General features: G+C 58.6%; 31 protein-coding genes and 1 tRNA gene. 17 read left to right on the top strand and 15 right to left on the bottom strand.

What is annotated here, in order from left to right; translation table 11 throughout:
- Positions 1-10 precede the first annotated feature (10 nt).
- The 5 genes from ACR0M2_RS06535 to ACR0M2_RS06555 all read left to right on the top strand — a co-directional run bounded on the left by ACR0M2_RS06535 (position 11) and on the right by ACR0M2_RS06555 (position 3,287).
- Positions 11-982, top strand: a complete 972-nt coding sequence (locus ACR0M2_RS06535; RefSeq protein WP_480704331.1) for a beta-ketoacyl-ACP synthase III — start codon at positions 11-13, stop codon at positions 980-982.
- 96 nt (positions 983-1,078) lie between these two features.
- Positions 1,079-1,381 carry an integration host factor subunit alpha gene (gene ihfA / locus ACR0M2_RS06540; protein WP_008755922.1) on the top strand — a complete coding sequence of 101 codons (303 nt, stop codon included), beginning with the start codon at positions 1,079-1,081 and terminating at the stop codon, positions 1,379-1,381.
- 18 nt (positions 1,382-1,399) lie between these two features.
- Positions 1,400-2,008, top strand: coding sequence for a MerR family transcriptional regulator (locus ACR0M2_RS06545; protein WP_480704332.1), 609 nt, complete (start codon positions 1,400-1,402; stop codon positions 2,006-2,008).
- 61 nt (positions 2,009-2,069) lie between these two features.
- Positions 2,070-2,146, top strand: a tRNA-Pro gene (locus ACR0M2_RS06550).
- 61 nt (positions 2,147-2,207) lie between these two features.
- Positions 2,208-3,287 carry a 2'-deoxycytidine 5'-triphosphate deaminase gene (locus ACR0M2_RS06555; RefSeq protein WP_170358869.1) on the top strand — a complete coding sequence of 360 codons (1,080 nt, stop codon included), beginning with the start codon at positions 2,208-2,210 and terminating at the stop codon, positions 3,285-3,287.
- Here the strand turns inward: ACR0M2_RS06555 and ACR0M2_RS06560 are convergent, their stop codons facing one another.
- The 6 genes from ACR0M2_RS06560 to argS all read right to left on the bottom strand — a co-directional run bounded on the left by ACR0M2_RS06560 (position 3,288) and on the right by argS (position 8,909).
- The gene (locus ACR0M2_RS06560) at positions 3,288-3,509 is read right to left on the bottom strand and encodes a hypothetical protein (RefSeq protein WP_480704333.1); all 222 of its coding nucleotides are present in this window, start codon (positions 3,507-3,509) and stop codon (positions 3,288-3,290) included.
- A gap of 64 nt (positions 3,510-3,573) precedes the next feature.
- The gene (gene scpB, locus ACR0M2_RS06565) at positions 3,574-4,230 is read right to left on the bottom strand and encodes an SMC-Scp complex subunit ScpB (RefSeq protein WP_170348980.1); all 657 of its coding nucleotides are present in this window, start codon (positions 4,228-4,230) and stop codon (positions 3,574-3,576) included.
- The gene (locus ACR0M2_RS06570) at positions 4,223-5,017 is read right to left on the bottom strand and encodes a segregation and condensation protein A (protein ID WP_170348981.1); all 795 of its coding nucleotides are present in this window, start codon (positions 5,015-5,017) and stop codon (positions 4,223-4,225) included. Before ACR0M2_RS06570 ends, scpB begins: the two co-directional genes overlap by 8 nt.
- On the bottom strand, positions 5,007-6,014 hold the full coding sequence (nagZ, locus tag ACR0M2_RS06575; protein WP_480704334.1) for a beta-N-acetylhexosaminidase: 1,008 nt from the start codon (positions 6,012-6,014) through the stop codon (positions 5,007-5,009). Before nagZ ends, ACR0M2_RS06570 begins: the two co-directional genes overlap by 11 nt.
- Positions 6,011-7,075: an SPOR domain-containing protein gene (locus tag ACR0M2_RS06580; protein WP_480704335.1), complete on the bottom strand. Its 1,065-nt coding sequence runs from the start codon at positions 7,073-7,075 to the stop codon at positions 6,011-6,013. Before ACR0M2_RS06580 ends, nagZ begins: the two co-directional genes overlap by 4 nt.
- Before the next feature lie 88 nt (positions 7,076-7,163).
- Positions 7,164-8,909 (bottom strand): arginine--tRNA ligase, encoded by a 1,746-nt coding sequence (gene argS, locus ACR0M2_RS06585; RefSeq protein ID WP_480704336.1) that lies wholly within the window; start codon positions 8,907-8,909, stop codon positions 7,164-7,166.
- 134 nt (positions 8,910-9,043) lie between these two features.
- Here argS and ACR0M2_RS06590 point away from each other — a divergent pair, with 134 nt between their 5' ends.
- Complete coding sequence (locus ACR0M2_RS06590) at positions 9,044-9,595, top strand: putative pterin-binding protein (RefSeq protein ID WP_170375714.1); 552 nt, start codon at positions 9,044-9,046, stop codon at positions 9,593-9,595.
- Here ACR0M2_RS06590 and ACR0M2_RS06595 read toward each other — a convergent pair.
- Positions 9,572-10,738 carry a deoxyguanosinetriphosphate triphosphohydrolase gene (locus ACR0M2_RS06595; RefSeq protein WP_480704337.1) on the bottom strand — a complete coding sequence of 389 codons (1,167 nt, stop codon included), beginning with the start codon at positions 10,736-10,738 and terminating at the stop codon, positions 9,572-9,574. The two genes, ACR0M2_RS06590 and ACR0M2_RS06595, sit on opposite strands and share 24 nt — an antisense overlap.
- A gap of 76 nt (positions 10,739-10,814) precedes the next feature.
- On the opposite strand from ACR0M2_RS06595, the gene ACR0M2_RS06600 reads away from it, so the two are divergent.
- Both ACR0M2_RS06600 and xth read left to right on the top strand, forming a co-directional pair.
- A complete protein-coding gene (locus ACR0M2_RS06600; RefSeq protein ID WP_170348987.1) occupies positions 10,815-11,138 on the top strand; it encodes a HesB/IscA family protein in 324 nt (107 codons plus the stop codon).
- 60 nt (positions 11,139-11,198) lie between these two features.
- On the top strand, positions 11,199-11,978 hold the full coding sequence (gene xth / locus ACR0M2_RS06605) for an exodeoxyribonuclease III (RefSeq protein WP_480704338.1): 780 nt from the start codon (positions 11,199-11,201) through the stop codon (positions 11,976-11,978).
- Between the two features lie 4 nt (positions 11,979-11,982).
- On the opposite strand, the gene ACR0M2_RS06610 is transcribed toward xth, so the two are convergent.
- Entirely contained in the window at positions 11,983-13,134 is a 1,152-nt protein-coding gene (locus ACR0M2_RS06610) for an FAD-dependent monooxygenase (RefSeq protein ID WP_480704339.1), read from the bottom strand.
- 71 nt (positions 13,135-13,205) lie between these two features.
- Entirely contained in the window at positions 13,206-13,628 is a 423-nt protein-coding gene (dksA, locus tag ACR0M2_RS06615) for an RNA polymerase-binding protein DksA (RefSeq protein WP_170348990.1), read from the bottom strand.
- A 370-nt stretch (positions 13,629-13,998) separates the two neighbouring features.
- Between dksA and ACR0M2_RS06620 the strand changes: the two genes are divergently transcribed.
- The 5 genes from ACR0M2_RS06620 (at position 13,999) to ACR0M2_RS06640 (ending at position 18,133) form a co-directional block, all read left to right on the top strand.
- Positions 13,999-14,844 carry an AAA family ATPase gene (locus ACR0M2_RS06620; protein WP_480704340.1) on the top strand — a complete coding sequence of 282 codons (846 nt, stop codon included), beginning with the start codon at positions 13,999-14,001 and terminating at the stop codon, positions 14,842-14,844.
- 116 nt (positions 14,845-14,960) lie between these two features.
- Positions 14,961-15,410, top strand: coding sequence for an N-acetyltransferase family protein (locus ACR0M2_RS06625; RefSeq protein WP_480704341.1), 450 nt, complete (start codon positions 14,961-14,963; stop codon positions 15,408-15,410).
- Positions 15,410-16,771, top strand: a complete 1,362-nt coding sequence (locus tag ACR0M2_RS06630; protein WP_480704536.1) for a DUF2927 domain-containing protein — start codon at positions 15,410-15,412, stop codon at positions 16,769-16,771. Before ACR0M2_RS06625 ends, ACR0M2_RS06630 begins: the two co-directional genes overlap by 1 nt.
- A gap of 3 nt (positions 16,772-16,774) precedes the next feature.
- Positions 16,775-16,945: a hypothetical protein gene (locus ACR0M2_RS06635; protein WP_170348993.1), complete on the top strand. Its 171-nt coding sequence runs from the start codon at positions 16,775-16,777 to the stop codon at positions 16,943-16,945.
- Between the two features lie 3 nt (positions 16,946-16,948).
- Positions 16,949-18,133 carry a vWA domain-containing protein gene (locus ACR0M2_RS06640; protein WP_480704342.1) on the top strand — a complete coding sequence of 395 codons (1,185 nt, stop codon included), beginning with the start codon at positions 16,949-16,951 and terminating at the stop codon, positions 18,131-18,133.
- A gap of 61 nt (positions 18,134-18,194) precedes the next feature.
- On the opposite strand, the gene ACR0M2_RS06645 is transcribed toward ACR0M2_RS06640, so the two are convergent.
- Positions 18,195-18,548 carry a hypothetical protein gene (locus tag ACR0M2_RS06645; RefSeq protein ID WP_480646972.1) on the bottom strand — a complete coding sequence of 118 codons (354 nt, stop codon included), beginning with the start codon at positions 18,546-18,548 and terminating at the stop codon, positions 18,195-18,197.
- Between the two features lie 255 nt (positions 18,549-18,803).
- Here ACR0M2_RS06645 and ACR0M2_RS06650 point away from each other — a divergent pair, with 255 nt between their 5' ends.
- Positions 18,804-19,493 carry a M48 family metallopeptidase gene (locus ACR0M2_RS06650; RefSeq protein ID WP_170358891.1) on the top strand — a complete coding sequence of 230 codons (690 nt, stop codon included), beginning with the start codon at positions 18,804-18,806 and terminating at the stop codon, positions 19,491-19,493.
- A 53-nt stretch (positions 19,494-19,546) separates the two neighbouring features.
- On the opposite strand, the gene ACR0M2_RS06655 is transcribed toward ACR0M2_RS06650, so the two are convergent.
- The 5 genes from ACR0M2_RS06655 to ACR0M2_RS06675 are packed head-to-tail and all read right to left on the bottom strand — an operon-like array spanning position 19,547 to position 24,761.
- Entirely contained in the window at positions 19,547-20,089 is a 543-nt protein-coding gene (locus ACR0M2_RS06655; protein WP_170549348.1) for an RSP_2648 family PIN domain-containing protein, read from the bottom strand.
- A complete protein-coding gene (locus tag ACR0M2_RS06660) occupies positions 20,086-21,288 on the bottom strand; it encodes an RSP_2647 family RNA methyltransferase (RefSeq protein WP_480704343.1) in 1,203 nt (400 codons plus the stop codon). Before ACR0M2_RS06660 ends, ACR0M2_RS06655 begins: the two co-directional genes overlap by 4 nt.
- 38 nt (positions 21,289-21,326) lie before the next feature.
- On the bottom strand, positions 21,327-21,599 hold the full coding sequence (locus ACR0M2_RS06665; protein ID WP_170348999.1) for a hypothetical protein: 273 nt from the start codon (positions 21,597-21,599) through the stop codon (positions 21,327-21,329).
- Positions 21,586-24,375: a [protein-PII] uridylyltransferase family protein gene (locus tag ACR0M2_RS06670; RefSeq protein WP_480704344.1), complete on the bottom strand. Its 2,790-nt coding sequence runs from the start codon at positions 24,373-24,375 to the stop codon at positions 21,586-21,588. Before ACR0M2_RS06670 ends, ACR0M2_RS06665 begins: the two co-directional genes overlap by 14 nt.
- Positions 24,372-24,761, bottom strand: coding sequence for a nuclear transport factor 2 family protein (locus tag ACR0M2_RS06675; RefSeq protein WP_170358901.1), 390 nt, complete (start codon positions 24,759-24,761; stop codon positions 24,372-24,374). Before ACR0M2_RS06675 ends, ACR0M2_RS06670 begins: the two co-directional genes overlap by 4 nt.
- Before the next feature lie 152 nt (positions 24,762-24,913).
- Between ACR0M2_RS06675 and ACR0M2_RS06680 the strand changes: the two genes are divergently transcribed.
- From ACR0M2_RS06680 to ACR0M2_RS06690, 3 genes are all read left to right on the top strand, one after another.
- The gene (locus tag ACR0M2_RS06680) at positions 24,914-25,336 is read left to right on the top strand and encodes a DUF2852 domain-containing protein (protein WP_170349002.1); all 423 of its coding nucleotides are present in this window, start codon (positions 24,914-24,916) and stop codon (positions 25,334-25,336) included.
- A gap of 66 nt (positions 25,337-25,402) precedes the next feature.
- On the top strand, positions 25,403-25,834 hold the full coding sequence (locus tag ACR0M2_RS06685) for an RDD family protein (RefSeq protein WP_170349003.1): 432 nt from the start codon (positions 25,403-25,405) through the stop codon (positions 25,832-25,834).
- A 75-nt stretch (positions 25,835-25,909) separates the two neighbouring features.
- Entirely contained in the window at positions 25,910-26,734 is an 825-nt protein-coding gene (locus ACR0M2_RS06690; protein WP_480704345.1) for an arginyltransferase, read from the top strand.
- Positions 26,735-26,739: the final 5 nt, after the last annotated feature.

Below are 26,739 nucleotides of genomic sequence, written 5' to 3' on the forward strand. Positions count from 1 at the left end.
GTACCCAAGCATGGCAGGCCGTTCAGTTGTCGTTGGTGTCGGACACTATTTGCCAGAGCGCATCGTTCCGAATTCCGAGTTTGAAAAGACGCTCGATACAACGGATGAGTGGATTAAGACCCGCTCGGGTATCGAGCGCCGCCATTTCGCCGCCGAAAACGAAACAACGTCCGATCTGGCCACCAAGGCAGCCGAGGCCGCGCTGGCCGATGCGGGGCTAGTGGCTGACGATATCGATGCGATCATTGTGGCAACTTCGACCGCCGATCTGACTTTCCCATCTGCCGCAACCATGGTGCAGGCACAGTTGGGCATGACCAAAGGCTTTGCCTTTGACGTTCAGGCCGTCTGCGCCGGGTTCGTCTTTGCGCTAACCAATGCCAACGCCCTGATCGTATCCGGTCAGGCCAAGCGCGTTCTGGTCATCGGGGCCGAAACCTTCTCGCGAATCATGGACTGGACGGACCGGTCCACCTGCGTGCTGTTCGGTGATGGCGCTGGTGCGCTAGTGTTGGAGCTGCAAGAGGGCGAAGGCAGTGCGCAGGATCGTGGCATTCTGGCGACCGACCTCAATTCGGACGGCCGGTTCAAGGACCTGCTTTACGTCGATGGCGGTGTGTCGACCCAATCGACCGGGCATCTGCGGATGCAAGGTAATCAGGTGTTCCGCCATGCGGTCGAAAAACTGGCCAAAACGGCGGAAACCGCTTTGCAAAGCGTTGGCCTCAGCAACACTGACGTCGATTGGATTGTGCCCCATCAGGCAAATATCCGTATTATTCAGGGTACCGCCAAGAAAATGGGCCTGCCGATGGAAAACGTCGTCGTCACCGTTCAGGACCATGGCAACACATCGGCCGCGTCGATTCCTCTTGCCTTGTCCGTCGGCAAACAGCGCGGGCAAATCAAGCAGGGCGATCTGCTTGTGACCGAGGCCATCGGCGGCGGTCTGGCCTGGGGCGCGGTTGTGCTGCGCTGGTAACCGGCGCAATTCGGCTTACACGCAGACTTGCAATTCATTGATATTGACAGCGAATTTCCCCTCGCCGTATTCTGCGGTATCAACAGGGGAAATGGTATGGGCGATAAAACACTGACCCGAATGGATCTGAGCGAGGCCGTCTTTCGTGAGGTTGGCCTGTCACGCAACGAAAGTGCGCAGCTGGTCGAAAGCGTTCTGAACCACATGTCCGACGCTTTGGTGCGCGGCGAGCAGGTGAAGATTTCGTCATTCGGCACGTTCAGCGTTCGGGACAAAACTGCCCGCATCGGCCGCAACCCCAAAACCGGCGAAGAGGTTCCGATTCAACCCCGCCGGGTTCTGACGTTCCGCCCGTCGCACCTGATGAAGGATCGCGTCGCCGCAGGGAACCGTAAGTAAGATCAGGACGACACGGTCATGAGCAAGTCCCCCGACGCCTTTCGCACGATCAGTGAAGTTGCGGACTGGCTGGGCGTTCAGGCTCATGTCCTGCGATTCTGGGAAAGCCGTTTCAATCAGGTCAAACCGGTAAAGCGTGCCGGAGGGCGGCGTTATTACCGACCCAACGACATGCGCCTGCTAGGCGGTATCAAGAAACTGCTGCACGAGGACGGGATAACCATCAAAGGCGTTCAACGTATCCTGCGCGAACAAGGCGTGGCGCATGTTTCCGCGCTTTCGCAAGGGTTGGACGAGGTGGCCAAATCGGACGCCACCGCTAACGACAGTGTAGTTGTGCCCTTCTCTTCTAAGCCAGTCGAGACAAGCGAACAGATCAACCTAAATCTGGACGACGCTGCACCCGTTGCCGAGGCCCCTAAGGTGGAGCCTGCTGAACCCAAACCGCAGCCGGTCGCGGCGCAACCCACACCGGAGTTTCTGGATGAGGCCCCCCTGCTGGGTGGAATCGCAACGCAGGCATGGAATCGCACCGATTTCGATGACGATCTGCTGAAACAGATCGCTCCGGTGGCAAAGGACCTTCGCGCCGTTCTTAACCGCATTGAAAACCGAACGGCGGGATAAGAAAAAAGGCGATGATTTCCTCTTGCCCCTGCCGGGAAAGTCTTTATGAACACCTCAACGTCGGGCTATGGCGCAGCCTGGTAGCGCGTCCGTCTGGGGGACGGAAGGTCGCAGGTTCGAGTCCTGCTAGCCCGACCAAATCACACCGACGTTTATGGCAGACAGGCCAGATCCCGCTCTGGCATCAGGGGGGATCGGAATGACAGGTGTATGCCCAAATCAGCAAATCGAAGCGATGATCGCGCGCGGTGAAATCACCGCCAACCCCGAGGTTATCCCTGCGCAGGTTCAGCCTGCCAGCCTTGATTTGCGCTTGGGAACAGTGGCTTACCGTGTTCGTGCCTCGTTTCTGGCCGGCGAAACCCGATCCGTCGCGGATCGGTTGTCTGAGTTCGAGATGCACCGCATCGACATCACGGACGGTGCGGTTCTGGAAAAAGGCTGCGTCTATCTGGTGCCGCTGATGGAATCGCTGGCCCTGCCCGAAACCGTGACGGCTGTGGCTAACGCCAAAAGCTCGACCGGGCGGCTGGACTTGCTTACCCGCACCATCACTGATGGCGGCACCGAATTCGACCGCGTGCCCGCGGGCTATACCGGCCCGCTTTACGCGGAGATTTGCCCACGCTCATTCTCGGTGCTGGTACGTCCGGGGATGCGGCTCAATCAGATTCGCTTCCGCCAAGGTCAGGCCGTGCTTAGCGATGCGGAACTGACCGCGCTGCACAGTGACTCGCCCTTGGTTGACGGTCCTGCAGTGATTCAGGACGGGTTGGGTTTTTCGGTCGACTTGCAATTGCCCGACACCGATCTGGTGGGCTATCGCGCCAAGCCGCATACCGGAGTGATCGATCTGGACCGGATCGGAGAATACGACCCGCAGGAATACTGGGAAGAGGTCCGCACCACCGATGGCCGCATCATCCTGGACCCGGGCGCCTTCTACATCCTGGTCAGCCGCGAGGCCGTCCACATCCCGCCCCTCTATGCCGCCGAGATGGCGCCGTATCTAGCCATGGTGGGTGAATTCCGGGTGCATTACGCAGGTTTCTTCGACCCCGGTTTCGGCCACGCCGCCGCCGGAGGTGCTGGATCACGTGGAGTGCTTGAAGTGCGCTGCCATGAGGCACCTTTTGTGTTGGAACACGGTCAAGTCGTCGGCCGGCTGGTCTATGAGAAAATGGCCGAAATGCCCACCCAGCTGTACGGGGCTGGCATCGCCTCAAATTACCAAGGACAAGGCTTGAAATTGTCCAAGCATTTCAAGGCAGTTAGCTGATCAGAACTTCATGAACCGGCGCGCTTGACGGGTTATTCGTTCCGCTTGTTTCAGGTTCTGGGATGGGCGTGGGCCTTTGTTGTTGGCACGGTTGGCCTCGCCGGGCTGTTCGTTTTTACCACCCATACGGCTTGCCATATCAAAGCCCTTGTCAACGCCTTTACTGACAAGGCGGCGCATGACCTGACGTACTATCATGTCGATCATCCGATTGGCATTCATTGCTCAACTCCGTTTTCTGACCCTCAACATAGGCGAATTGTGTGACACCAAAAGGGTCGTTTGATCACTCTTCCTCGAACAGTTCGGTCTGATCTTCATCCTGCTCTTCTTCGCGCCCCTCGCCCAGTGGGATGGTGCCCGGCGGTGGCCGGTTTTCCAGCAAGCCAGCGGCGCGCAGTTCCTTGAGCCCCGGCAGGTCGCGAGCGTTCTCAAGCCCGAAATGGTCCAAGAAATGCGGCGTCACCACGAATGTCACCGGACGGCCCGGTGTCATTCGGCGACGGCCTAACCTGATCCACTCCATTTCCAGCAGTTGGTCGATCGTCCCGCGTGAGACCGAAACACCGCGAATTTCTTCAATCTCAGCCCGCGTACAGGGTTGGTGGTAGGCCACGATAGCCAGCGTTTCGATGGCCGCACGGCTCAGTTTGCGGGTTTCAACTGTTTCTTTTTGCATCAAAAAGCCCAGATCGGGGGCGGTTCGAATGGCCCAGGCCTCGCCAACCTTGACCACCCGCACGCCGCGCCCTTCATATCGTTTCTGAAGCATTTCAACGGCTTGCGCCGCGTCGCTGCCATGAGGCATCCGGGCCTCAAGATCAGAGGTAGTCACCGGTTCGGCGCTGGCGAACAGCACGGCCTCGACCATGCGCTCTTGCTCTGCCAGCGGCGGCGCTTCGAACAGGGTGCCGGTGCCTTCGTCTTCGGGGGCGTCAGTCACGTGTGTCAGTCCTCTTGCGCAGATGGATCGGGGCAAAGGTCTCGCTCTGCTTGATCTCCATATGTCCTTCTTTCACCAATTCCAGCGAGGCCGCAAAGGTCGCCGCCGTGGCCGAGCGTTTGCGGACAGGGTCCGCGTCCCAACCATCGGGCAGATAGGTCTCCATATCCGTCCAGGTGCCCGCAAAGCCGATCAGGGGGCGCATCCGCTCCAGCGCCTGTTCCATCGTGAACACGGCGTCACGGTCCATCACGAAGGGGCGGAATTCGTCGCGTGTGCGGATGCGAGCGTACCCCTGCATCAAATCCAGCAGGGTTGCCGAATAAGTCACAGTGCGGATGCGGGTGACATCCTCGCCCTGCCCGCGTTTGAAGAAATCGCGGCCCAGCTGGTCCCGCGCCATCAAGCGGGCCGCAGCATCACGCATGGCCTGCAAGCGCTCTAGCTGAAACGCCAGATGCGCGGCCAGTTCTTCACCTGACGGACCCTCGTCATCCGGATCAGGGGGCAGCAGCAGGCGGGATTTCAAAAAGGCCAGCCACGCCGCCATAACCAGATAGTCAGCTGCCAATTCAATCCGCAGAGCCCGGGCTTTTTCAACAAAAGTCAGATATTGCTGCGCCAGCGCTAGAACCGAGATTTTCCGCAGGTCGACCTTTTGTGTCCGCGACAGGGTCAACAACACGTCCAACGGGCCTTCGAACCCGTCGACGTCAACGATCAGGGCTTCGGCCGCAAGGCGATCCGCGACCGAGACCGGGTCTTCGCTGAAAAGGTTATCGTTCATTTACCTGCCCGCCCATTAGGGCAGATAGTTCCGCCTCAGTCGCGGGGATGTCAAGTTCCGCAGGCTTTTGCCGCATTGCCAGCGCCTTTTCTGCGCGTATCTCGGCCTGCTCGGTCATTTCTCCGGCGGCTTCCAGCACTTTGGCGCGGGCTTCAAACGAGCCGTTGCAATGCAAAACCACGTCGCACCCGGCGTTGAGCGCCTGACGGGCAATCTCCTCGGGTGCGCCGCTGAGGGCCTTCATCGAGATATCATCGGTCATGATCAGGCCATCAAACCCAATCTTGTCACGGATCAGACCGATCATTGTGGGTGAAATCGTAGCCGGTTGTGGGTCGATCCGGTCATAAACCAAATGCGCCGTCATCCCCATCGGCAGGTCGTTCAAGGCACGGAACGGCGCGAAATCGGTCTCTTCCAATGCGTCTTGCGTCAGATCGACATGTGGCAGGTCGTGGTGGCTGTCCAGCGTGGACAGGCCGTGGCCTGGCATGTGCTTGATCACTGGCAGAACACCACCATCCAGATGCCCATTAGCAACCGCCTTTCCGATCCCGGAAACTGTTGTTGAATCAGATCCATAGCAGCGGTTCTTCAGAAAGGCATGCGTATCATCACGCGCCAGATCCACCATCGGGGCACAATTGCTGTCGATCCCCAGCTCAAACAGCTCATTCGCGATTAGGCGATAGCGTAGATACATGGCGCGTTCAGCCTGATCCCCCGCGCCCGCGACATGATCCAGCGGTGGCATCCATTCCCGTGCCAGTGGTGCGCGCAGCCGTTGCACGCGGCCGCCTTCCTGATCAATGGTGATCGGGCAATTGCGTCCCACAGCCTCGCGGAAGTCGTCGCACAGGGCACGGATCTGATCGGCGGTATCGATGTTGCGGGCAAACAAAATGAACCCAAACGGGTTCATTTCTTGAAACAGACTTTTTTCTTCGGGCGTCAGGCGCAAGCCTTCGGCATCAGTGATTGCCGCGCCGAAACTCACCGAGCGGCCACCGGGATACAATCGGCGCCTTGTGCTTCGAGGGCAGCGCAGAACTGACGCGAGTCGCTCAGGTCGTCAAATCCCAGAACCCGCAAACGATAAAAGGTTCGACCACCACGTGAGGTTTTCTGGATAACACGTTGTTTTCCATCCATATATTCACCGAAACGGCCATTCAGGCGATCCCATTCAGCCCGCGCTACATCCGTGCTTTCATAGGCCCCAAGCTGGGCCATGCGCGTGCCTTTGGACAATGTGTCCGGGTCAATATCCAGCCCCACAGCAGCTTTGACCGCAGCGTTGATCGCGTCTTCAGTACTGCTGCTGGTGGTGATCCCGCTGGGTGTAGAACGGGCCGGGCGCGTGTTGGGGCGCAAAGACCGGCGAACCCCCGGCAGTGCGGCCAGTTCCGGATCGGGCAACTGTGCGGCCAGATCAGCGGGGTCAATCGCGGGCTCTTCTTCGGGCACGACCAAAGAGGCCAGTTGCACGCCCTGCTCGGTCGGTTGGTCGAATTGTGCCGCATCACCAGCCAGTTCGGCGACCAGAGCGTCTACCGAACCCTGGCGCAATTGCGCAGCCTCCTGACCAGAAATCTCTTCCTGCACCACATGCACGGCCGGGGTGGGCTTCAGAGGCTCAACCGGCGTGTCCTCATCCGACAGGGACACCGGGCGCGGCGCAAGGATCAGACGATCCGCCGGTGGTGCAGCAGTTCCGACCGCGGCTACTGTGTTGACGGCCAGTCCTTGATGATCGGCAGGTGTTCCACCGGGGCTTTCTGGCTGAATGCGCATGGGCCCTTCGATGGCACGTACGACCGGTACGCCGCTAACATCGCGCATCACCAGCTTGTAACCCCAAACACCAATGCCAGCGACCAATGCCAGGGACGCAACCGCGCCCAGCGCGTTTACGATACGACCCAGACCCGCCGCGCGCGGCGCTTCTTCATACCCGTGCATGTCGTCGGAATAGTCATACCCATCCTGAGGATGTGGTTGATTCGTGTAATGCATCTGCTCGGGGCGCATCTGCCCCGAGTAATCGTAACGTGCCATGTCCGCCTCACCGCCCGATTCGCGCCAGAAAATAAGGCGCGCGGGTCATTTCTTGCCTACCTCGCACCGGTGCTTCGGGCGGTGTTTGTTACCGCATCTCCTGCGCCGGGGTAACGCCAAGAATACCCAAGCCCGCTGAAATCACAACAGAAACGGCACGGGCCAATGCGATTTTTGACTGGCTTGTGGCAACATCGCCATCCTGGATGAAACGCAGGTGAGTCTCGTCGTTGCCCTTATTCCACAGCGCGTGGAAGTCTCCTGCAAGCTCATACAGGTAGAAGGCAACCCGGTGCGGTTCATTCGTGCGCGCGGCAATCTCAACCAAACGGGGCCATTCGGCCAGCTTCTTGGCAACGGTCAGTTCCGAAACGTGATCGTTCTTGCTGAGGTCCGCACCCGCAAGGGTCACGTCATCAGCGACAATCCCGGCCTCGGCGGCGCGGCGCAGCACGCTCATCACGCGGGCATGGGCGTATTGCACGTAGAACACGGGGTTCTCGCGGCTCTGCTCAAGCACCTTGTCGAAATCGAAATCCAGGGGCGCGTCGTTCTTACGAGTCAGCATCACGAAGCGGGTCACATCCGGCCCAACCTGATCGACCACATCCCGCAGGGTGACAAAGTTCCCGGCCCGCTTGGACATCTTGAATGGCTCGCCGTTCTTCCACAGCTTCACAAGCTGGGTCAGCTTGATATCCAGCGGCACTTTGCCATCAGACAGCGCCGATACTGCTGCCTTCATCCGTTTGACATAGCCGCCGTGGTCCGCGCCAAACACGTCGATCAGTGCATCAAAGCCACGGGTCACCTTGTCATAATGATAGGCGATATCCGGGGCGAAATAGGTCCAGCTGCCGTCCGACTTCTTCACCGGGCGATCGACGTCATCGCCATGTTCGGTGGACTTGAACAGGGTCTGCTCGCGCGGCTCCCAATCCTCGGGCTTTTTGCCCTTTGGCGGCTCCAGAACGCCTTCATAGATCAGGCCCTTTTCGGTCAGCGATTCCAACGCGGCCTCGATCCGGCCCGTCCCATAGAGCGATTTTTCCGAGAAGAACACATCCATCTCTACGCCCAGCGCCTTCAGGTCAGCGCGGATCAGGTCCATCATCGCGTCGGTCGAGAACTCGCGCAGATCATCCAGCCATTCGCTTTCCGGCTTGTCGATCAGGCTGTCGCCGTATTTCTCTTTCAGCGCTTCGCCGATTGGGATCAGGTAGTCGCCCGGATACAAGCCTTCGGCAATCTCGGGGCTCAACCCATTGGCTTCGCGATAGCGCTCGTAGGCCGAGCGTGCCAACACGTCGACCTGCGCACCGCCGTCGTTAATATAGTACTCGCGGGTCACATCATGGCCGGAATAGGCCAACAAGCTTGCCAGCGCATCGCCAAACACCGCGCCCCGCGTATGGCCAACATGCAGCGGCCCAGTCGGGTTCGCCGACACATATTCCACGTTGACCTTTTGCCCCTGCCCCATAGTCGAGCGGCCATAATCCGTGCCTTTCTCCAACACTGCCGCCAGAACACCCTGCCAAACCGAAGGCGCCAACCGCAGGTTCAAAAAGCCCGGCCCCGCAACCTCGGCACTGGTGATCCGGTCATCCGCCGCCAGCTTTCCGGCCAACACATCGGCAATGTCGCGCGGCTTCATCTTAGCCGGCTTCGCCAGCACCATCGCGGCGTTTGTCGCCATGTCGCCATGCGCGGCATCACGCGGTGGTTCGACCGCCACATTGTCAAAGCTCAGCCCCTCGGGCAGCGCGCCTTCGGACTGCATCTGTGCCAGCGCGTCCAGTACAAGGCCGCGGATCTCGGAAAACAGGTTCATTTCGGATGTCCTTTTGCTTGCCCGGCGGTTTACCACGCAAAGCGGCAAGGTCAATGGAAGCGATCAGTTTCCGCTTGGATTAGCGGTAAACCGGGCTAAGGTCACAGGAAATTCCTAACCTCGGAGATCGTTCCATGCGTCTTGCCCTGCCCCTTGCATTCGTCCTGACCACTTCGATCCCGGTCTGGGCCGATATGCCCGCGCCGCAGGGCCATGTTCTTCTGACGCTGGGCGGGGCGGTGACGGAAACCAACTTACCGGCTCGGGGTGAAAATGATGGTGGTCTGCTGGGTTATCTCGAAGTGCAGCACAGCGGCGGCGCCGGATTTGACGCCGCGATGCTTGACGGTCTAGCGCAAGTGGAGATCACAATTGCCTACGGCCCCGAAGACAATCAGCGCGACGTCGCCTTCTCTGGTCCGCTTTTGTCGGATGTGATGGTCATGGCAGGGGCCGAAGGGAAGACTGCCAAACCAATGGCGATGGATGGATACCAGTCCGAAATCCCATGGGACAGTATTCAGGCGCACCAACCCATCGTGGCAACCCATGCGGATGGCAGTCCGATGGGGATCGGCGGCTATGGCCCTACGATGATCGTTTTTCCGCCCACAGATGATGCTGATCTGGCGGACGAGCAATCCGGGCAACAGGTTTGGGCACTAGCCTATATCGGCATCGAGTGACGACCGCTCCGTCAGCCTTTTGTGATCCTGCAAGGCAAAGCGGTCGGTCATACCTGCAATGTAGTCAGACACAATCCGCGCCAGCACCGTCTCATCCCGGGCCGCTTCTATATCGCCGTGCCAATGGGCTGGCATTTGTTTGGGATCGTTCAAGTAGATCGGGAATAATTCTTCAACGACCGCAGACACTTCGGCCCTGACCTTCATGACGCTGGGCGCACGATACATCCGCGAAAACAGGAAGGCGCGGATCTCTTTAAGTTGCGCCCAAAGCCCTGCCGAGAACTGGATCACCGGATAACCCAGATGCCGGATATCTTCGACCGTTTGCGCCCCAGACTCAGCGATCAGGTCGCGCGAGGTGTCGATCACATCCGAAACCATCACCCCAAACACGCGACGCAATGCTTCGTGCCTGCGCCGATACGGGTCCAGACCGGGGTATTTGCGGTCCACTTCCGCATAGCAATCACCGACGATGGGCAATTGCTGAATTTCCGCGTCCGTGAACAGATCGGCCCTGAGCCCATCCAACAGATCATGATTGTTATAGGCTATATCGTCAGACAGCGCGGCCACCTGTGCCTCGGCACTGGCATGGGTGTGCAGTTCAAGGTCAAAACCGCCATTGCACTCGGCCAGCGCCCACGGCAATTCGCCTGTCACAGGTCCATTATGCTTGGCTATGCCTTCCAGACATTCCCATGTCAGATTGCAGCCGTCGAATTCGGCATAGTGGCGTTCCAACTTGGTGACGATCCGAATGGCCTGCGCATTGTGATCGAAGCCGCCGTATGGCTCCATCAAAGCGTGCAAGGCGTCCTCTCCGGTATGACCAAAGGGCGTGTGCCCTAGATCATGCGCCAATGCCACGGCTTCGGTCAGTTCGGGGTTCAATCCCAATGCCCCGGCAATCGTGCGCGCCACCTGTGCCACTTCGATAGAATGCGTCAGGCGCGTGCGGTAACTGTCGCCTTCATGTTCAACAAACACCTGTGTCTTGTGTTTCAGCCGCCGAAACGCGCTGGCATGAATGATCCGATCCCGGTCGCGCTGAAAGCATGACCGGAAACTGCTTTCCTCCTCAGGTACTAGCCGCCCCCTTGCGCGACCTGGGTCCGAGGCAAAACCTGCTCTGTCCAAAGGCCTTATCCTTGTCGCCTGTCCTTGCAATTTCTATATTGTAAGGCGTAAAGGAAATAAACCTTTGGAGACCGGCATGAATCTGCCCCCCACAGTCACAGAACGCGCCTTTGACCGTCTGGCCGAGATTGGCGCAGCGGATCAGGGTCAGGCCCTGCGCGTCGCAGTGGAAGGCGGCGGATGTTCCGGTTTTCAATACGAAATCGCGCTGGACGAACCCAAAGACGACGATCTTGTGCTGGAAGGCAAAGGCCAAAAGGTCATTGTCGATTCGATTTCTCTGCCGTTTCTGGAAAATGCAGTGATCGATTTCACGCAGGAACTGATTGGTGCGCGGTTTGTGATCGAAAACCCCAACGCGACCTCATCCTGCGGCTGCGGTACGTCTTTTTCAATGTGACCTTGCCCTGCCCGCACGGTTGAGGGATAGATCAACCGGCAGTCAGCCGGAGGATCGCGCATGAAAATCGCCACGTTTAACATCAACGGCATCAAAGCGCGGGCCGAAGCTCTGCCCCGGTGGCTTGACGAAGCACAACCTGACGTCGTCCTCTTGCAGGAAATCAAGTCGGTCGATGAAAACTTCCCGCGCGAGATATTCGAGGAACGTGGTTATAACGTCGAAACCCACGGCCAGAAAAGTTTTAACGGCGTCGCCATCTTATCAAAACTTCCACTTGAGGATGTGTCCCGTGGCCTGCCCGGAGATGATGAGGACGAACAGGCGCGTTGGATCGAAGCAACCGTGATCGGCAGGCAAGCGCTGCGGATTTGCGGGTTGTACCTGCCCAACGGCAACCCGGTACCCGGACCGAAATACGACTATAAGCTGGCCTGGATGGAACGGCTGTATCATCGGGCGCGCGAACTGATGGCCAGCGAAGAACCGGCACTTATGGCGGGAGATTACAACATCATCCCACAGGCCGAAGATGCCGCCCGCCCGGATGCCTGGCGCGAGGATGCCTTGTTCCGACCGGAAAGCCGTGCGGCGTTTCGCAAAATCCTCAATCTGGGCTTTACCGAAGCGTTTCGGGCCCGCACGCAAGGACCTGGTCACTACTCATTCTGGGACTATCAGGCGGGTGCGTGGAACAAAAACGATGGCATTCGTATCGATCACTTTCTGCTGACACCTCAGGCTGCCGATCTGATGCAAGATTGCCAGATTGATGCAGCCGTGCGCGGGCATGAGAAACCGTCGGACCACGTGCCAGTCTGGGTTCAGCTCGACCTGTAATCAATCATGCGGTCGGGTCGTAGGCGTAGATCCACTCGTATTTTTTCGAAAGCCTTGGTCCAACGGCCATCAGCACCATCTGTGCCGCCAGTCGCATGGGACCGCGCAGGTGAAAATTTCGCGCGTTGGCTCCGGCGGCAGCCACAACCCGTTTGGCCCTTGAGCGACGGCGGGTTTCATAGGCAGCAAGAGCTTGTGTCACATCGGGTTGTTCTTCGAAGGTGCGGGCTAGAATCCACGCATCCTCTAACGCCAAACAGGCGCCTTGCGCCATGAACGGCAAGGTAGGATGCGCCGCGTCACCAAGCAGCGCCAACCGCCCGTTCTGCCAGCTTTGCGCCACAGGCCGCAGGAACAGGGCCCAAAGATGGGTTTCGGTCACGTCAGACAGAATATCACCCACTGGCCCCCCGAAATCGGCAAAACGCGCGCGCAGATCATTCGGATCGCCTTGCAGTCGCCAGCCTTCCTCTTGCCAGTCCGAGCGTTCCTCAATTGCCACCACATTCATCAGTTGCTGATCGCGCAACGGATAGGTGACGACGTGGCGTCCAGGCCCCATTGTCAGTGAGGCGCAAGGCATCTCCTCTCGTTCTGACAAGGGGATAGTCGCACGCCAGGCAATCTGGTGCGTGAACTGAGGGGCCTCTGGCCCGTTCAGGGTCGGACGTATGATGCTGCGGCCCCCGTCCGCCGCGATAGCACATTCGCACCGCAAGCGTTCGCCGTCATTGAGAACGATTTCCGCCTCTGCCGGATGTTGGAGAACCTGCGCCACCTGCGCGCCCAGCTGGATAGTAACGCCCGCCTCTAAAGCCGCCCGGCGCAACAGGTCCAGCAAATCCGCGCGATGGTAATAGTAGGTCGGTCCGGCCGCCGGTGCGGAAATACGGCTTATTACTCGACCTTTGCGATAATCTCGCAGAATTGTGCCGTGCGATAACTGCCCGCCCTCGGGCTTATCTCCTAACACATTCAGCGCCTGCAAAACCGCCATGCCGTTGGCGCTAATCTGTAATCCTGCGCCAACCTCAGTCAGAGCCGGAGCCTGCTCAAGAACCGTGACCTGCGCCCCGCGTTGCCGCAGTGCCAAAGAGGCTGCCAGCCCCCCTATTCCGCCGCCGATGACACTGAATTTCAGACCGTTGATATCCATGGCACCGGCATAACGCAAAAACGCCGGAGCAACAGGCCCCGGCGTTTGAATTAGTACCAAAGTTCCAGCGATCAATCGTCGCGGTGGACCTTTTCGCGACGCTCGTGACGTTCCTGCGCCTCAAGCGTCATGGTCGCGATTGGACGCGCATCCAGACGTTTCAGCGAAATCGGATCGCCCGTCTTTTCGCAATAGCCGTACTCGCCCTCTTCGATGCGACGCAGGGCCGAGTCGATCTTGGCAACCAGCTTGCGCTGACGGTCGCGGGTCCGCAGCTCCAGCGCGCGATCTGTTTCCTCGCTTGCGCGGTCTGCAACGTCCGGAATGTTACGGGTGTTGTCCTGCAGCCCTTCGATCGTGTCGCGGCTGCCCGCCAATAGTTCATTCTTCCAATCCAGCAGCTTGCGGCGAAAATACTCAAGCTGACGGTCATTCATGAAAGGTTCATCTTCGGCCGGGCGATAATCCTCCGGCAGAAAAACTTCCTGCTTCATTTTTGCTCCCTCGGTATGGCCAGTAACGTCGGTTGCTGTTGTTTGACCTGACATTTGGCACTCCCTTCTGCGGTGCATGTATCCGACGCACGCACGAATGTCACTACACAAACGTCGTCTTAATACGTCACGTCCCCGGCATGTCTAAATATGAGACAAATAACAACAAAACCTTGTTATACTGTGGAAATTGTCAGGCGAAAATTTGGCAATCCCCAACAGATACGGCACCCGCCGGACGTCGAATCACACAAAAGGGATTGGAGTCGTTACGAAAATCTGATCCCGCGACGCCGTGGCCCGCTTGTCAAAATCATCGCCTCTCTGTAACCCGAACAACACAGATTGCGCAAAACCAAACGAGGGGCCCATGACCGCACGTTTCCAAGGCACCGCCGAATATGTTGCCACCGATGACCTGACCATTGCGGTGAATGCTGCCGTGACGCTGGAACGCCCCCTGCTGGTCAAGGGGGAACCCGGCACGGGCAAAACAGAACTGGCCAAACAGGTGGCAGGCGCACTGGGGCTGCGCATGATCGAGTGGAACGTGAAATCCACCACCCGCGCGCAACAAGGTCTGTACGAATACGATGCGGTCAGCCGGCTTCGTGACAGTCAGCTGGGTGAGGAACGCGTGCACGACGTGTCCAACTACATCCGCAAAGGCAAGCTGTGGCAGGCGTTTGAGGCCGACGAGAAGATTGTTCTGCTGATTGACGAGATCGACAAGGCGGATATCGAGTTTCCCAACGATCTGCTGCAGGAACTCGATAAGATGGAGTTCCATGTTTACGAGACTGGTGAAACCATCCGGGCCAAACACCGCCCCATCGTCATCATCACCTCGAACAATGAAAAGGAGCTGCCCGACGCGTTTCTGCGCCGCTGTTTCTTCCACTATATCCGCTTCCCTGACGAGGCGACCATGCGCCGGATCGTCGAGGTCCACCACCCCGGTATCAAAAATGCGTTGCTGACCACTGCCCTGACGCAATTCTATGAAATCCGCGAAACGCAGGGGCTGAAGAAAAAGCCCTCAACCTCCGAAGTGCTGGATTGGCTGAAACTGCTGTTGGCCGAAGACCTGACGTCCGAAGACCTGAAACGCGATGGTGCGAACGCTTTGCCCAAGCTGCACGGTGCGTTGCTGAAGAACGAACAGGACGTGCATCTGTTCGAGCGACTGGCCTTTATGGCGCGCAGCAAACGCTAAACCTGTTGAACATCTGGTTATCGCAGCTTGCTTTGGACAGGTCTGGCTGTCAGCATTGCAGGTGGCGGTCCGGTTTATCCGGGCTACCTATAACCGGATCAGATGGGACCCTGTGATTGACTGACACTTTGACCATCCGCGCCTTGCGGCCCGAAGACCGCGCTGAATGGTCCGACATGTGGCGCGACTATCTGGCGTTTTATGAAACAACGGTCGCAGATGAGATCTATGACAGCACCTTCGCACGATTGCTGGGCGACGATCCGCACGATTTCTCATGTTTTGTTGCGGAACAAAACGGGCGGCTTGTTGGTCTCACGCATTACCTTTTCCACCGCCACGCGTGGAAGGTTGAATCCGTGTGCTACTTGCAAGACCTGTTCGCCCGCCCCCAGGCGCGTGGTTCCGGAGTCGGCCGCACCCTGATTCAGGCGGTGTATGACGAGGCCGACCGACAGGGCGCGTCGTCAGTCTATTGGCTGACGCAGGATTTCAACCACACCGCCCGCAAACTTTATGATCGCATCGGCAAACAGACGCCCTTTATCCGGTATCAGCGCCCATGATGCGATGGGTGGCCCTTGTTGCAGGTGTGGCGCTGGCAGGCTGCGCAACGGTTGAGACGACCGAAGTACCGACCCGCGTGCAGGCGATTGAAGAGACGTTGCCCCCGGCCAAGACATTCACCCGCGCGTTCCCGATGCCACCGGGCCGGTCGAACGCCAATATCGCGGCGGATTTCGTATCGTTACATTTCGCGTTGGAAGGGGGCGCGAAACTGCCGGTATTCACGCGGTTTGAAACGCCGATCACCGTGCGTCTGACCGGCTCACCTACGCCCTCGATGCAGCGCGACCTGACTCAATTGCTGACCCGCCTGCGCCGCGAGGCCGGGATCGACATTCAACAGATTTCGGACGGCACGGCCAACATCACAATCGAAGCCGTCAGTCAGGCAGAGATCCACGAAATTCTGCCACAGGCGGCCTGTTTCGTGGTGCCGAACTCTTCGAGCCTTGAAGAGTACCGCCGCAACCGGCGCAAACAGATAAGCAGCTGGAGCCGGCTGCGCAGCCGCGAACGTCTGGGCATCTTTATTCCATACGACGTCAGCCCGCAGGAAAAACGCGATTGCCTGCATGAAGAGATTGCGCAGTCACTGGGACCGCTGAACGATCTGTATCATCTGCCGGATTCAGTGTTCAACGATGACAATATCCATACTGTCCTGACCGGGTTCGACATGCTGATCCTGCGCACGGCCTACGCGCCCGAACTGCGCAGCGGAATGACAAGCGAACAGGTTAAGGCCGCCCTACCCGGTATTCTGAGACGCCTGAACCCACGTGGCGAGAACATACCAATGCAGCCGCTATCTGAAACGCCGCGTGAATGGATCAATGCGGTTCAAAAATCCCTGCGCCCGCAACTGAATACGCAACGGCGCCTGCGGGCCGCGCAAAAGGCCGCGCGGATCGGTCAGGAACAGGGCTGGACCGATCATCGCCGCGCCTATCCCTTTTACCTGATGGGGCGGATGGGTCAGTTCGACAAACCGCAGGACGCGCTGCGCAATTATCAGACCGCTTTGCAATACTTGCGCGCAACCCCCGGCACCGAAATCCATCAGGCCTATATCACTACACAGACTGCCGCTTTCGCACTAGCACTAGGCAAAGGCCCCGAAGCCCTGCCTGAATTGGATAAGGCCATCGACGTAATGATGCGGGCCGAAAATGCCTCGCAACTGGCGACATTGTTGCTTCTGAAATCCGAAGCCCTTAATCAGGCGGGTCGGACGGCTGAGGCACGCTCTGTCAGGCTGGACAGTCTGGGATGGGCACGTTACGGGTTCGGCTCGGAAACGGTGGTCCGGTCGCTTAATCAGGAAGTTGCGGAAGGATCCCCCAACAACAGAGGCGGATAACGCATGGTCGTAATTCTGGGAATGGCGATTTTGGGGGCAATCCTTGGGGCGATGACAGCGCGCAAGCGCAACGGCACCGGCGCCGACATGGCGCAATATGCAGCCGGGTATGGCATTGCCTTTGCATTGGTCGGTCTTGTTCTGTCCCTTATACTCATACGTTTTGTGGTCTGACCCATGTTCCTGCCCTTTTTCGAAAATCTCAGAAAAGCGGGCATTCCCGTATCCTTGCGCGAATACCTGACCTTTCTTGAGGGTATGAAAAAGGGTCTGGCCACATATGATGTCGAGGCGTTTTACTACCTCGCCCGCGTATCGATGGTTAAAGATGAACGCAACATCGACAAGTTCGACCGCGCCTTTGCCGCCAGTTTTGAAGGGCTGGACGAGATCAGCTTTGAACAGGTTCTTGAAGCAGTCGACATTCCCGCCGATTGGCTGGCAAAGATGGCCGAAAAACACCTCTCAGAAGAAGAAAAAGCCGAAATCGAAGCCATGGGCGGATTCGACAAACTGATGGAGACGCTGCGCGAGCGCCTCAAGGATCAGAAAGGCCGCCATCAGGGTGGCAACAAATGGATCGGCACCGCTGGCACCTCTCCGTTCGGAGCCTATGGATATAATCCCGAAGGCGTACGCATCGGTCAGGACGAGAGCCGCCATCAGCGTGCGGTCAAGGTCTGGGACAAGCGTGAATTCAAAAACCTGGACGACACAGTTGAACTGGGCACGCGCAATATCAAGGTCGCCTTGAAACGCCTGCGTCGCTGGGCGCGTGAAGGTGCGGCGGAAGAGCTGGATCTGGACGGCACCATCCGAGCCACAGCCGAACATGGTTATCTGGATGTGAAAACCCGCCCCGAACGCCACAACGCTGTCAAAGTGCTGCTGTTTTTGGACGTCGGCGGCTCAATGGATCCGCATATCAAAGTGGTCGAAGAACTGTTCTCGGCCGCCCGGACCGAGTTCAAGCATCTGGAGTACTACTACTTTCACAATTGCCTGTACGAAGGCGTCTGGCGCGACAACCGCCGCCGTTGGGATCAGAAGACCCCCACGCATGAGGTGCTGCGCACCTATGGCTCGGACTACAAATGCATCTTTGTCGGCGATGCCTCGATGAGCCCCTACGAGATCGCCTATCCAGGCGGCGCCAACGAACATTGGAACCAAGAGGCCGGACAGGTCTGGCTGCAACGCGCCCGCGAACAATGGCCGTCAAACCTGTGGATCAACCCGTTGCCCGAGAAATACTGGGAATACACCCACTCGATCGGGATGATCCAGGAAATTTTTGAGGATCGCATGGTGCCGATGACCCTGGCCGGACTGGAGCAGGGAATGAAGGAATTGACGCGTTAAGTCAGGATCAACTGCTCGTGCGCGATTGACGCAGGTCGCGCAGGATTGCGTTTTCGGTGGTTTACTCCGGCAGAGGAAAACTGGGCCGCGCTGGCGGGACGGATTGGTCTTTATTAGGCAAAATCCCGTAGAACAGGGCCGCCCAACCCATCACAGTTCCCAACACCAAAGCGGGAAACGCGACCAGAATGGACAGCGATTTACCCAACTGTGTTTCAAAACCCAATGGTCCAATGACAGCGATGGCCGCCACGCCAAAAACAAGCATAAGTGGGCCTGAACCCACAAAGACGATTAGTGCTTTTACAATGCCATCCGGATCAGCCAACCAATTCGGCGTTAGTTTTGAATTGGTCATTGCTACACTGAAACCGAGTGTAATCAGCGTGGCCAAAGCCATCGGTCCAATACTCATTCCCTGAGACCAACCGAAAGTCAGTGTCCAAGCAGCCATGAAACACAATAGAAGCCCGTATAATCCCATTGATCTTAGGCAAGCTCTGTACGCGCGAAAACAAAACTTCTTCATAATCAATTGAATCCTAGTGAATTTCTTACACCGTTTTCTCGCTATCCGGGAATTTCGACAAAAATTGGACGTCCGCTCTGTTTACTGCACAAATGTTTAAGGCTGGTTGCCTATTCCCCCACTCAGAGCCATATCTAGTGCATGCTTCGATTGACCCCGATCCTATTGGCGATTGCTTATGCCTTTGTGATGTACCGGATTTCCGTCTGGCGAACGCACCGAGAGCTGGATGCGAAATCGACCGAACTGGCTGATCCGGTGCTGAAACGCATGACTGACAGGCTGGCCGCCGCGCTCGAGATCGACCGGGTCCCGGTTTACATCTACGAGATCGACCCGGTGAACGGTCTGGCGGCTGCTGACGGGCGGATATTCATTACGCGCGGCTTTTATCGCAAGTTCCGTAACGGAGAGGTTTCGGCCGAGGAAATGGCCAGCGTTATTGCACATGAACTGGGACATGTTGCGTTGGGGCATGCGCGGCGGCGGATGATCGATTTTTCCGGCCAGAACGCATTGCGGGCGGCTTTGATGATGCTGTTGAACCGGTTCATTCCCTTCATCGGCGCGTGGATTGCCAATATGCTGACCCACCTGCTGGCCTCGCGCCTTTCGCGCAGCGATGAATATGAGGCGGATGAATATGCCGCCGCTCTGCTGACCAAGGCCGGGATCGGGATTGGGCCGCAAAAGTCGCTGTTTCACAAGTTGGAAGACCTGACACAACAGCGCGCGGGTGTTACTCCGGCCTGGCTGATGAGTCATCCCAAAACGGATGAGCGGATTGCAGCGCTGGAAGCCCTTGAGCAGCGTTGGGGCGCGGGCGGTTAGCTTCGGGGCCATCCCCACCGGGATATTATTAACCAGATGAAGTTGGATACGGCCTAATGGCTGAGCGCCTTGCCCAACCTTGGCAGACGGGCCTTTTTCATCAGCGCGCGCAAGGTCCATTGATCACCGGACAGCCGGTTGGCTTCGGCTAAAACACGGTCGGCGAGTTCCGCCATGCCGTCGGGGTCGTCCAGCAAGAACCCATATAGCAGGCCGTCAGGATCGCGGCGTTCAAGCCCTTCTTCCGACAGAATATTTCTTGGGAAATCCTTGGCGTTCACGGTGACGATAACATCGGCCGAGGCCTCAACGGCGGTGGCGAGAACGTGAATATCGGCACTGTCCGGCAGCCAGAGGCGTTGCTCAAGCCCCGGATTGGCCGCGCGTTCGGCCTTAGGCCACTGCGCCTGCGTCAGGGCGATTTCGGCACGGGCCTGCGCCTCGCCTTCCGGGCCCAGTTTGCGGGCGGCGCGGGCCCATTCCTCGAGGATACGAGGAGACCAGATCGGCGTGAAGTGACTCAATCTGGCGGCGCCCAACAGCATCTCGCGCATCACCGTGGGGTAGATGACACAGGTATCCAGAACCGCCTTCACAGCCGGTAAAACACGGCTTTGAGATACCCGCTTTCAGCCAATTGCGGCAGTTGCGGGTGGTCGGGGCCGGCAAACCCCGTGTGGATCAATTGTGCCTGCCGCCCTGCCCGACCAATCCCGCGCGAGGACGCGTCGCGGAACCGACCCAGATCGGCCGCGTGTGAACAAGAACAAAGCCCTAGATAGCCGCCCGGTTTCACCAACGGTGCGGCCAGCCGTGCGATACGCTCATAAGCGCGCAGGCCCGCGTCCAGGGCTTGTTTCGACGGCGCAAAAGCGGGTGGATCACAGATGACCACGTCAAATTGCGCGCCTTCTTCGCCCAATTTGGTCAGCACCTCGAACGCATCGCCCTGACGGGTTTCAAATCGATCCGCACATCCCGAAGCCTCGGCACCCTTCGTCGCCAAGTCCAGCGCCGCAGCCGAACCATCGACAGACAGGGCCTGCGCCGCGCCGCCAGCCAGCATCGCCAGACCAAAACCGCCCACATGGCTGAACACGTCCAGCACTTGCGCACCCGGCTGCACCAGCCGTGCAGCGAATGCATGGTTGGGGCGTTGGTCGTAAAACAGGCCGGTTTTCTGGCCTCCGGTAAGATCAGCCATATAGGTCGCGCCATTCATTGGCACCGGCAGCGGAGCGTCAGGCGCAGTTCCAAGCAAGGTCTGGTTTTCATCATCCAGCCCTTCCAGTCCCCGAGTGCGGCCCGAGGCATTTTTCAGCACAGTTGTCACACCCGTCACAGCAACCAACGCGTCGGTCAGCGTTTCCAGATGCGCCTCGGCCCAGGCGGCGTTGGGTTGGATCACGCAGGCATCACCAAAGCGGTCGATGATCACGCCAGGAAAGCCATCCGCTTCGGCGTGGATCAGGCGGTAATAGGGGGCGTCAAACAGGCGTTCGCGCATGTCCAAAGCGTGGCGCAGGCGGGATTCGAACCATTCAGCATTCAGATCGGCGTCAAGGTCGCGATCAAGTACGCGGCACATGATTTTCGACTCGGGGTTCACGGCGACCAACGCAATGGGCGCGCGTTTGTCATCCTCCAGCACGGCCAAAGCACCAACCGGTATCTTGCGTGTACGCCGATCGGTGACAATGTCGTTGGCATAGACCCACGGGAAGCCATGGCGCAGGCCGCGCGCGTTGGCTTTGGGTTTCAGGCGGATACGGGGGCGGTCGGTGGCTTGGGTCATGACGCCCTCATAGTGGTGAACGCGCCGGGGGAAAAGCCCTAGCGAGACCGGGACCGCCAGCCGCCGCGCCTCTTGGGTGTCTGAGCCGATTGTAGCCCTTCGGCCAGCACTTGTGTCATCGGATGATCGGCCTCTTGCGCGGCATAGATGGCGTGTAATGCAGTAAGGGCCTGTGTCTGATCGCGATCCGCAGGCAGGCTCAGCGCCCAGTCCAGAAAAATGCTGCGGCATTCGGGCAGCGTGATGCCGTCGATGCGGTACGCCTCGCGGATCAGGCCCTTGTGATCGTTTGGATCGTCATTGCGCGGCATCTTGCCCCTCCTCAAGCACGCGACCGATAATACCGGCGGCGGCGGTGTAACTGTCCTGCAGCGCGCCCTGCAGGTGTTCGACCTGTTCGAACCCGGTGGCCCGACACAGGAAAGCCGCGCCGCCCTCGCCGATCTTGTCCGCTTCGATCACTTTACCCGACAGCAGCCGGGCAGCGCATTGCACAGACCAGCATAAATCGTAGCAATCCTTGAGCGTTTGCACTTGCGCGACGTCCAGCAAACCGGCAGCGACAGTGCCGTCCAACCCGGACTGCACGTCGCGCTGTGTCACACCAGACAGTAGTGCCCCGGTTTCGGCCATCAGTTCGATATCCATCATCCGCCCGGCGCCGTTCTTGGCATCCCATATCCCCGCTGGGGATTTGGCGGCGGCCAAACGGGCACGCATTTCGGACACTTCGCGCAGGACCTTCTGGCGGTCTTCCGGTTGCGCCAGAAAATCAGCGCGGAAGCTCTCGATATCCTGCGTCAAACCCGCGTCGCCTGCGACCACGTGGGCACGGGTCAAGGCCAAATGCTCCCAAACCCAGGCTTCGTTGCGCTGGTAATTGGTGAAGCTGGCCCAGCTGGTCGCCACCGGCCCCTGATTGCCAGACGGGCGCAGGCGCATGTCGACCTCATAAAGCCGCCCCTGCGACATCGGAGCAGAGAGCGCCGTGATCAGCGCCTGTGTGAACCGGGCGTAATAGGTACGCGTGGCCAGAGGGCGCGGACCGTCCGACATGTCCTGATCCAGTGGGTCATAGATCACGATCATGTCCAGATCGGATTGCGAGTTGATCCGCCCTGCCCCCAGCGATCCCATACCCAGTACAGTCGCCCCGCGCCCCGGCGCAGGTCCGTGCTTCTTGGCGAATTGTTCAGTCACGCAAGGTAGGATCGCGGCTATTACAGCGCTGGCCAGTTCGGCATATTGCTGTCCGGCCTGCACACCGTCAATCAGACCGCGCAGGTGATGTACACCGATACGGAAATGCCATTCCTTGCACCAGCGACGTGCGAAATCCAGCTGCGTTTCATAGTCCGTTTCCTGCTGCAGCGCCTGCTCAAGATCAGACTGAAGTGCCGTTTGCCCTGGCCAGTCGCTGAAGAAACTGCCCCCAATCACCGCGTCAAACACGGCGGCGTTATGGGACAGATGCGCCGCCAATGCGTGCGAGGTGCCCACGATATCGACCAGCAGGTCGATCAGGTGGGGATTAGCCTCGAACAGGGAAAACAGCTGCACACCTGCTGGCAACCCTGCAAGAAAACCGTCCAGCGCCCGCAGTGCCTCGTCCGGTTTTGCAGTTTTCGACAGACGTGAGAGCAGCTCGGGCTTGAGACGTTCAAAGATCCGCGCGCCGCGTTGCGAGCGTAGCGCTGGATAGGTGGTCCAGCGGGCCAGGACATTTTGGTCAAAACCGGTCTCACCGGCAGGTGCGGGCGTCGAAGATCCTGGGGCAAAGAACCCCTCGGTCAGCTCATGCACTTCGGTCAGACGACGGGTCAGATCTGCGGTCAACTCGGCGCTGTCCATCCCCATCAGGCAGGCAACGCGTTCGATCCCATCCGGTGATTGGGGCACCTTATGGGTCTGAGCATCGTGAACCATCTGAATGCGATGTTCAACCTCGCGGTGGGAGCGGTAGTGGTCGGTCAGCTTTTCGGCCACGTCCTGCGGTATCCAGTCTTTTCCGGCCAATGCAGCCAGACCGGGCACCGTGCCGCGCACGCGCAGGTCAGGGTCGCGACCTCCCGCAATCAACTGGCGGGTCTGGGTGAAGAATTCGATCTCACGAATGCCACCCTGCCCCAGCTTCATATCGTGGCCGGGAATGGTCAGCGTGCCGCCGGTGCCTTTATTCTCGCGAATGCGCAGGCGCATGTCATGGGCGTCCTGAATGGCGGCGAAATCCAGATGCCTGCGCCAGACAAAGGGGCGCAATGCATCAAGAAAGCGTTGCCCGGCGGCAATGTCACCGGCACATGGACGCGCCTTGATATAAGCTGCCCTTTCCCAGGTGCGGCCAAGGCTTTCATAATACCGCTCGGCCGCCTCGGTCGCCAAACAGACCGGGGTCACCGCCGGATCGGGACGCAATCGCAGGTCAGTGCGGAACACATACCCATCAGCGGTCTTGTCGCTGAGCGTGGCGCAAAAATTGCGTGTGGCCCGCACCATCCCCTGACGCGCATCGAAGAAATCATCGGGGTCAAAGCGGGTCTCATCAAACAGAACGATCAGGTCGATATCCGAGCTATAGTTCAGCTCGTGCGCGCCCATCTTGCCCATGGCCAGAATGATCATCCCGGCGGCTGTTTCCACATCGTCATCGGTCATCCCCGGCAGCTTGCCGCGCCGGATCAGTGCCGCGATCTCGGCCTTGGCGGCAACATCCGCAGCCAGCGCGCCGAAATCCGTCAGCGCTGCGGTCACTTTCTCTAACGGCCACGCGCCCGCCAGATCGGCCAGCGCGGTCAGCAAAGCCATGCGCCGCTTGGCTTGCCGCAAACCGGATTTCAACTGATCCGGCGGTAAGGCACGCGCTGCATCCATCACATCCGCAAAAGCCTGATCGGGCTCTTGCAAGGCCGGCGGCAACCAATCGCGTTCGTGTTCGATCAATCCCTTTAGGTATGGACTCGAACCCGCCGTCCCTGCAATCAGCTCCCCTTGTTCAGGCGCGATACCAGATACCGCATTCAGCGCTTCATCACCCAGCGATGCATCAAACGCCCGCGGAACACGGTGGATGGTCAGCGGACCGGTCATTGCGCCTCCAATGGAGTGTCCTGACTGAAACTGTTGACCCAGACGTCATGGCGGCGCTCCCACAGGGAAGAGATCAGCATCGCCTCCCAAGCATCACTGTCCGGGCGTTGGTAATCGGCACGATAGGACAACAGGACAATATCAGCGTTCAGAACCCGCAGTTTTGTCTCGCTCAACTCGTACCGCGACATCGTTGGCGCATCAGCGAATTGCCCGACATGATCATCGCGGTTGGCGAACCCGGTGGGATAGACCCCCAGAAAATCCGCGCTCAGCAACGCCCGGTCGGCCGAGGCATTGCCTTCAACTAGTGCAGTCCAGACTTGCTTTTCCAGTTCCAGAATTTCGGCAAGTGACGGGGCGGTTTTTCGTTCTTCGACAGACATTTTTGCAAACTGCTTTGTTCTCTGGGTGACGTCAACCAAACTCGGCCCCGACGCATAATGTAAATCTTTTTCACATCGACCTCTTGCAACCAGCCATCTGCTTCCCATCTTATCAATGTGAAAACGATTTACATCAACCCCGGAGACCCCAAATGACCGCACTGTCCGACCCCGCCGTCCCAGAAAATCCGGGATGGCTGCACCGCATCGAAACTTGGCTTGACGACAAAGGCAAAGGCGCCTGGATCGCCGTCATGGTCCTTGGTTTCATCTTCTTCTGGCCCGTTGGCCTGGCCCTGTTGGCCTACATGATCTGGAGCAAACGCATGTTCAGCAAATCCTGCAGCCGCCGCAAATCCTGGCACAGTCACATGAGCGCCATGAAACCCTCGGGCAACAGCGCGTTTGATGCCTATAAGGCGGACACTCTGGCGCGGCTTGAACGCGAACAGCAGGACTTCGAAGCCTTCCTGCGCCGCCTGCGTGACGCCAAGGACAAGGCTGAATTCGACCAGTTCATGGACGAACGCGCCCGCGAAAACCACGACGAGCCCGAAAACGGCGAGCGCGCCTGATCAAAGCTTGCCCTGTCCCGCCATCCGGGACAGGGTAATTTCCGAACAATATCCGGATATTACAACATGACCCACCTGCCCGACCCTGATACCCAGCCTGAGTTCTACCAGTCGGTAGCAACCAAACGCTTTGTCGCGTGGCTGTTTGATATCGCCTTCATTTCGCTGCTGTGCATCGTGCCGGTTTTCCTGACATTCGGCGCGGGGCTGCTGTTTCTGCCCTTGATCTATGGCGTCATCAGCTTTGTGTACCGCGTTGTTACCATCGCCAACGGATCGGCGACACTGGGCATGCGTTTCATGGGCATTGAATTGCGGGACGCATTCGGGTCCCGTCTGGATATGGGCAAAGCCGTGGCCCATACCGCCGGGTATTTCATCAGCATGGCGTTTTTCGTGGTCCAGATCATCTCGGTCATCATGATGCTGACCAGCGCACGTTGTCAGGGCCTGACGGATTCGTTCCTTGGCACGGTCATGATCAACCAGCGGGCTTAAATATCTGCCAATTGAATCACTTGGCGGCTCAGGGAACCGTTGTTATCATCCTGTGTCAGGAAACACGGAACCTTCATGCGACACACGCTGCCCATCGCGCCGCAATTTTATGTGACGGCCCCGCAACCCTGCCCTTACCTTGAGGGCAGGATGGAGCGTAAGTTGTTCACCGCCCTACAGGGCGAAGGTGCCGATCAGCTGAACAATTCCCTGTCGCAACAGGGGTTTCGCCGATCCCAGAATGTGCTTTACCGCCCATCCTGCACTGATTGCGCAGCCTGTCTTTCAGCCCGCATCGATGTGTCAGCCTTTCGCCCAAGCAAAAGTCAGAAACGCACGGCCAAACGCAATGCCTACCTACAGCGCCGTGCAAACTCGCCTTGGGCAACTGATGAGCAATACGAACTGTTCCGCCGCTATCTGGACACACGCCACGCCGATGGCGGTATGGCCGATATGGATGTGTTCGAATTCGCCGCAATGATCGAAGAAACTCCGATCCGCAGCCGCGTGGTGGAATATGTCGACCCCGAAAGCGGAGAACTGATTGCCGTCAGCCTAACCGACGTTTTGGATGACGGGCTTAGCATGGTTTATTCCTTCTATGACCCTGAACAGCCGCAAAGCTCTCTGGGAACCTACATGATCCTCGATCACATCGACATCGCGCGAGAGGCTGGCCTGCCCTACGTCTATCTGGGCTACTGGGTACCAGGCAGCCCCAAGATGGGGTACAAGGCGCGGTTTTCAGGGCTCGAAGCCTATATCCAAGGCAACTGGAAGCGTATCAACAATCCGTCTGAACTGGCGGACGGCAAGCACCATCCGCTATCCACCGCGCCGATTGCCGAGCAGGTCGCCAGTATTCAACTGCCCGACCGCCACCCGACCAAGGGCTAAACTTC

It is taken from the genome of Ruegeria sp. BE10 (assembly GCF_056538905.1).